The following is a 6,665-nucleotide window of genomic DNA, read 5'->3' on the forward strand; positions in this document are numbered from 1 at the left end:
CCTAAGCTTATCGACACTGAAACAGAGTGAGAAAGGCCATAGTTAGAGGCCAACTATATTAGACATTTAAAAAATGTCCCTTTGTAAAATGCCAATTAATCAACAAGTACCGATACCCTGGCCTTATCAGTACGGACTTTTGACGCTGTACAGATATTCAAGGAGCGTTCAACCACTGTACACCCTCCCGTATAGAGATCGATAAGACCCTGCTTATCAGTCCTTATTTTCCATCAGATCTACCAGAACTTGTATTCTGTGCGTCCAAAATCTATCCTTATGCTTCCTTCTTCAGAAAGCAAATGCCTGCTAAGTGCATAGTATCCGATTCAAACACGACTTCACAAACGGCTTGGTAGTCGCACTCCAGCACCACTGTATTCCAGACGTTGCTATGCCCTATGGCATAGATTGATTCTTGAGGGAGAATACGGGCTTGAATTGACTGACTGGAGTCAAAGAAGCAGGTAAGACCCTGCAGTTGCACCGGAGCATGCGTCTGGGGTAGAATGTTGAACTCAATCCCCCTCCAGGGGAGAACGGCGTCTTCTTCGAGCGAAACAATCTCGACTAACACTAAGGCCTCATCAGATTTGAAAAGGGCAAAATTGCCCGTCTCCGAGTTGAAGAAAGCGTAGTCTTGGCTGAAGCGGAAGAAGGCCGCAGTGCCTATGCTCTCTATCACCGCCCCATATAAACTCCCTTCATGGTCACTTCCTGCCCACTGGTTGGCGGCCTCCAGAGAGGATATACAAACGGGTCCACCGGTGGTTTCACCGTAAACGACTAATGGGCAGGCAGGTGTCTTGGTCATCGTAGAGTTGGGCAGCTAAAGTGCTAGAACAAGAACGCACATTACGCTGGAATCAAACTACTACTTTTCCGAGGTGTCGGGTATAACTTACTTTATGTTAAGGGACAGAGTTTAGAAATAGAATGTAGCTTGAGCAGGACGTTCTACCCGTCACAGTGCTACTTTAAAGCCTGCCTATGCGTCAGACCGTAAAAACCCTACGTAACTCGTTTCTAATCGGCCTTGCTCTCTGGCTGACAGTAGGTGCTCTTGGTGCCGTAGGGGATATGATAGCTAATGAGGACTACACGACAAACTTGGTGTATACACTAGGGCGATTCGGCTTCTATTATGCTTGGGTAGCGGTCATTTGGTGGCCTGTTTTATTGACCTTGAGTGTACTCCCACCGCTTGTAATTGGTCTCATCACCGCTGGCCGCCTGGGTTATAGACGGTGGTCTCGCATTAAGTAACAGCTAATAAGGTCGTATAAGGTCGTTTATGTTAAAGAATACTGATTTAAGTATGTGCAAATCAGTATTCTTTAACACGACTCAACCCAGTTATCTACTCTGAATCAGTTAAACCGAGTATAATCAGGCCAATGCCTAAAATAATGAGGCCGGTGGCGTTAGACATCTCTTTGACATAATTATCCTTGGGTAAGAACCAATCTGCCCGCAGTCGAGCTCGCTGAGCGGGTGTCAGTAAATGGATGAACCACTTCGTTCCTACGGCCAGCGAAGCAATACCAAACCCTATTTTTATCCAGTTCATTTTGTTACTAGGGAAACGCTGAATGCATCGGGTGAAGTCCAATAATGGCCATTATGCTAACCAAAAGGCCTTTCAGCAGGTACTGGCTCCAACCCTAGGCGAAGGGAAGCGGCGCCCCCCCTGGTCCCGCACGTCGAGCAATATTTAATCAACGGCATAGTTATAGCTCTACTTCTATATAAGTATCCTGTTCTATGACACAAGCTATCTTCTTGGGCCGACTGGTCGTCTTGCTCGCCCTGGCCGCTCCGGCCGCCGCCCAAGTTGCTCCCCCCGATTCGGCGAGGACCGCTCCCTCAGCGGCCGCTACCCGGCCCCTGCTGCTCAAGCTGGGCACGGGCCTGACGCGCGGCTTCACTTGGGTCGGCTATGGGGGCTGGACCGTGCCGGTGGTCTTGGGGGCGGAAGGGGTGCTGCGGCCTGGGTGGAATCTGTACGTGAATGGGTTCAGCGGCTTCATCGTCGGGGGTGGTCGCTTCTACGACGGGCCGGCGGTGCGCTTGCACGAGCTGGGCGGCGAGCTCGGCCTGCGGCGCTATTATAACCAGGAGAAGCGCCGGCTCAAGGGGCGGGCCCATGGGCCCTTTACCGGCAACTACTTGGGGCTGCAATCCACCAGCCACTGGTACTATTTCCGCTCCCGCCCGGGGGGCGGGCAGGTGGGCTATGACTACTCGACCCTAACGGCCGTCTGGGGCCTGCAGCGGCGCCTGGGCGGGCACGGCTTGGTGGATGCCTACGTGGGCGGCGGAGTGGCCAATCAGCGGCGCGGGCGCTATGAGCCCACCACGGGCCAGGTGACGTTTTATCGCTTCCCCCTTCACTTCATGCCCGAATTTGGCCTCAAGCTGAGCTTGGTGCGCTAACGCCATGCCTGCCGGGGCGGTGCCAGCGGAGTTGAGGAAGAAGGCTGGTAGCCATTTCTACCGTGGAGAAGCGGCCGTTGTGGCTTCGACTGCTACTGCACTCCTTTCTGAGATTCGCTGGTGAACGTGAGGGCCGTGGCTGTTGTAAAACCCTGCAGAGAAAATCTACTGGGTCGCCCGGGCGACTCCTCGCGGCTAAAAGGCGTAAGTAAGCGCCGCTTGTGGGAAGGGATTCGTGGTTCAAACACCCTGTTTTCAGCGAGGGCTAGACTTTTGCAACAGCCACGGCCTTTCTAGGACACGGGAAGGGTTGAAGCTACCTTATCTATTGCTTACTTGAAGGGAAAACCCACTTCCCCCCTTTATGAAAGAATTCACCGAAGAAGAAGCATTGCAGGCGCTCGCCTTCCTGACCAAGCTCGTCGTGGGTTTAGACCGCTTGGGAAGTCGGTATGCAGATAAGGACGAAGACTTAGCGTGGGCACTCCTGTATTCTTTTGAGCCCAACGTATTTAAAGAAGCGGCGCAAGTGCGTCAAATGCTTTGCAGTAAGTACAGCCAAGAACTGCAGGAGGGGGAAGATCAGGATGAAGTAGAAAAGGTGCTGGCTGACGTCGCGTATTGGAAACTGCCAACGGCGAAGCAGCTCGCTCGATTCCGGGCCAATCGATTGAAAAAGCAGCGTCCAGGCTCTTCTTCGTGAACGTTGCAACAGGACTTTCTCTCTACATGACACTTCTATCGAGGCTCTCCCAGATCTCGTTTTTGTCGCTTACCATAATGGCCATCATACGACGGGGCCGGAGTATCCTCTTTAGTAACGAATATATTCACGTCCTCATGAAAACAGTTCTTGTGGCGCTACTCGCTATAATACTGGCCGCTTGTACGTCGAATACCGAGCAGCAGCCTGACCAGTCACGCGAGCCATCAGAGGTGGGCCGACCAGAAGGCCTTAGTAGGCCAAGCGAGGAAGCCACCGGACGGCCATCAGCGACGAGGTTGGCAAATCCGTTGTTGGGCATGTGGGTTGCTCAAGGCGAGGAAAATGTCACCTTTCAAATCAATCAGGACTCGGTTTATTATCCGGACCAGTTCCAATCCTATGCTTATACGCTGCAAGGCGACAGTATCCGCATCCAGTACGAGGAAGACTATGCGGGACGGTTTGCGTTTGCCCTGAAGGACAAGGACGTGCTGATCCTATCCGGCGAGGAAGGCGCGCATCTCTACCGCCGAGTACAGGACTAGCCCCAGAAAACAGAGGTTCTTGCTTAGTAAACTATTATCCTCGTCGGTCTATCTATTGGTTGCTACCATGCTAACCCCCTCTTTGCCGGCCTCCGCTGGTACTCCTCCCAAACGGAGAGCTCCTAATACGAGCTATCCCCTCCAGTGGTGGGCCGCCAGCATCGTGCTCGGCCCGACCCTGCTGGTCTTGCTGGGAGTGGTGCAAGGCGAAGGCCTCCGAGGCTGGGAAACGTGGCCCGTATTCCTGCTGTTTGGCTTGGTCTTCTCCTTGCCGGTCTTGGGGGCGTGCTGGTGGGCTCATGCCTGGTTGCTGAACACCTTACGCTCGGCCTTTGCCATTAAGCTCTTGTTAAACGCAATAGCAATCGGCGGCGTGCTCCTCAACTTTCTACTGCTTAGGGGCTCGATGGCGATGCTACTCAGCGCCGTCTATGCTTGCAGTATCGTACTCGCGAGTCTCTGCTTCCGCCTGTATGAGTCCTGAGGCAGCTACTGGTTAGCAACCGTAAACTAGACAAAAGGAGGAACCATCGTCACTTGGGAGGCATGGTGCAGTCTCAGAAATGGTCATTTACATAATTTACCTTATACGACCATTAACATGGCCTTAGGACAGCCAAAACACCCTTTTGTGTCATTAGATCCAGTTAAAAAATCATACTGCCGCGACGCTATGCTCTACTTTCTGAAGCACCGCACTCTTTTCTTTTTGACTTGTTGTGCTACCCTTTGCTTAGTTGGTTGTGAAGGATATCGGCATGTTCGTGGAGTTGTGCTCGATCAACAGACGAAGGTTCCACTCGACTCAGTCCGCTGTGAAACCTTCAATCCACATATTATGGCGTTGGGATCATTCGATTCAAATGACCCACAATACTCGGATCCTCATGGTGCCTTTGATGTAACAGGGGAATTTGGTGGCTGTGTGCCTGAGTGCCCTGATATTCTGGTGCGATTCTCTAAAAAGGGATACAAGACGCTACAATTGGTGAACCCCACCGATACGATATTCTACTTAACTCGAGCTGATAAGTAAATTGATTTTTTGAAGACTAAAAGCAGCGACAGTGCTCGAGTATTTTCGCGGAATAATTTCTTGACGTAATGTTAGTTATAAGAGTGGACTTGGAATAATTATTAGCTCCTAGCACCATTCTGGGCACTCAAGATTAGCACATTTCCAGTTTGAAGCACTAGTTTTAGATCGGCCTAAGCGAGAAGAGGAGAACACGTATCGCCTACCTTGCTTTTCGCTCGGGCGGGCCATCCCCTCTTATCGATATCGTATCCCTAGCAGACGACCGATGCTGGCTGGGTGGTCGTTTCCTTCTTTTTAGTTTGTGGCCCGTATTTCTCCCTCTAGTTCTCGCTTCTGGCTTAGTCTGGTTCTGCTGCTCTCTACTGGCGCTTGCCTCACTGCTCAAACCCCGGCCCCGCGTCCCTTAGCGGAGCTACTCAATCAGCAAGAGCCTGGGTGGGCGCTCGTTGCGCAGTGGCTGCGCGAAGCTAAAAACCCGGTGCAGGTGTTGCCCAAAACCCCGGCGCGGGCCGATAGCACCTTGCTAGCGGCGCAAGTCACCACGCGCTCGCCCCTGGGTGCTATCATCTATGAAACCGGGGGGCTGCTGGTGGATGGCGGGTGGCTCCGGATCCTGGGCTCGGGCCGTCCGGCCCTGAATAGGACCCTGATGGGGTGGAACCAAGGCAAGCCAGCGGGCATGCTGCTGATTGCCGACGATGTGCTCGGGGGCTTTTATGCCCTCAATGGCGGGGCCTTCGGCGCCGAATCGCTGGGTAAAGTCTTCTATTTCGCCCCCGATGCCTTCCGTTGGGAACCCACGGAGAAGACCTACTCGGAGTTTTTACGCTTTTGCTTCTCGGGAGACCTGCAGGGGTACTATCGCCGTCTGCGCTGGAAAGGCTGGCAGCAAGAAATCAATAAAGTGACGGGGGGCCAAGAGATCGCCTGTTACCCGTTTCTCTTCACCAAGGAGGGGAAGAACGTGGGCAAAACGAAGCGGGGCGTGGTTCCTATTGCCGAGTTGTGGAGCGTGGGGCAGGAAAGGCAGCGGCAGCTCGAGGGGACACCCTAGTGTTACTGGAACAACAGGCAGGTGATGACAAGGCTACAAGAGATGAGCAAAGGTGGAATAGCAGTCCGAAAGGTTGGTAGTAGGAAACTCGTTCTTACCTGCCTACTGGGTATAGGTATTTCTTGGTATAGCTGCTCGCGTAAACACGATTTGGACCATCTTGTCCCCAGCAGTCTCGATACCTGTCTTGACCCAACGAATTGTAGTATAGATTTTTCAAACCGAATGAAGTTTGAATGGGATGGCCATTCGGCTCAACCAATAGCGATTGTATGCTTTCCTGTGGATGCTGCACATTTTGGATTAGAAAGGCGAGGCAACTTGGGAAACTTGCTTTAAAAGCTTTTTCGGTGTCAAGGATGAATATGGTTTTCTAGGGGTCACATTTTCGATGTTTCAGTGCCTTCTCCTTGCAACAGGAAAGGGAATTTAGAAAAATAAAAAAATGATTAGCTGGTTTTATGAGAAATAATTGGTTTCAAGGTTGTAAAATTTTTTTGGCTGTAATACACGCCGTCGCGGTTCTTTCGTGCCAGAAGGGAGTCGATAAAATACCCGTTTCAATAAAGGCTAAAAGCAAAGCCCAGGAGGTGGTAGACTTATCTATAAAAGCTCACGGCGGCAAATTGTTTGATAAAATCTTGGTTAGCTTCACCTTCCGAGAAAGGCAGTATACAGCTTTTAGAAATGATGGCTTTTTTACATATACAAGAGCTTTTAGAGATTCTTCTGGCCATGTGAAGGACGTGCTGCAGAACAACGGCTTTTACCGTGAAGTCAATGGCAAAAGGATTGACCTGTCAGAAGATAAAAAACTGGCCTACTCAAACTCTGTAAACTCTGTTATCTATTTTGCCTTATTGCCTTATGGTCTGAACGATGCCT

At 51.5% G+C, this 6,665-nt stretch carries 9 protein-coding genes; 7 read left to right on the forward strand and 2 right to left on the reverse strand.

The features are described from left to right. Positions 1-277: 277 nt before the first annotated feature. Positions 278-814, reverse strand: a complete 537-nt coding sequence (locus tag IEW06_RS19625; protein WP_187734468.1) for a hypothetical protein — start codon at positions 812-814, stop codon at positions 278-280. Between the two features lie 546 nt (positions 815-1,360). Continuing rightward, positions 1,361-1,570 carry a hypothetical protein gene (locus IEW06_RS19630; protein ID WP_187734469.1) on the reverse strand — a complete coding sequence of 70 codons (210 nt, stop codon included), beginning with the start codon at positions 1,568-1,570 and terminating at the stop codon, positions 1,361-1,363. Between the two features lie 194 nt (positions 1,571-1,764). On the opposite strand from IEW06_RS19630, the gene IEW06_RS19635 reads away from it, so the two are divergent. The 7 genes from IEW06_RS19635 to IEW06_RS19660 all read left to right on the forward strand — a co-directional run. Beyond that, positions 1,765-2,436 carry a hypothetical protein gene (locus IEW06_RS19635; protein WP_187734470.1) on the forward strand — a complete coding sequence of 224 codons (672 nt, stop codon included), beginning with the start codon at positions 1,765-1,767 and terminating at the stop codon, positions 2,434-2,436. A gap of 364 nt (positions 2,437-2,800) precedes the next feature. Next, positions 2,801-3,139: a hypothetical protein gene (locus IEW06_RS19640; RefSeq protein WP_187734471.1), complete on the forward strand. Its 339-nt coding sequence runs from the start codon at positions 2,801-2,803 to the stop codon at positions 3,137-3,139. Between the two features lie 137 nt (positions 3,140-3,276). Beyond that, a complete protein-coding gene (locus tag IEW06_RS19645) occupies positions 3,277-3,687 on the forward strand; it encodes a hypothetical protein (protein WP_187734472.1) in 411 nt (136 codons plus the stop codon). Between the two features lie 67 nt (positions 3,688-3,754). Next, the gene (locus IEW06_RS19650) at positions 3,755-4,171 is read left to right on the forward strand and encodes a hypothetical protein (RefSeq protein WP_187734473.1); all 417 of its coding nucleotides are present in this window, start codon (positions 3,755-3,757) and stop codon (positions 4,169-4,171) included. 189 nt (positions 4,172-4,360) lie between these two features. Beyond that, positions 4,361-4,723, forward strand: a complete 363-nt coding sequence (locus IEW06_RS20820) for a hypothetical protein (protein ID WP_229743183.1) — start codon at positions 4,361-4,363, stop codon at positions 4,721-4,723. Positions 4,724-5,027: 304 nt separating this feature from the next. Beyond that, positions 5,028-5,780, forward strand: a complete 753-nt coding sequence (locus IEW06_RS19655; RefSeq protein WP_229743184.1) for a DUF2625 family protein — start codon at positions 5,028-5,030, stop codon at positions 5,778-5,780. A 461-nt stretch (positions 5,781-6,241) separates the two neighbouring features. Next, positions 6,242-6,665 (forward strand): DUF6503 family protein (locus tag IEW06_RS19660; RefSeq protein ID WP_308422047.1); only part of this gene is annotated, 424 nt, incomplete at its 3' end.

The organism is Hymenobacter qilianensis (assembly GCF_014638675.1).
Lineage (GTDB): Bacteria > Bacteroidota > Bacteroidia > Cytophagales > Hymenobacteraceae > Hymenobacter > Hymenobacter qilianensis.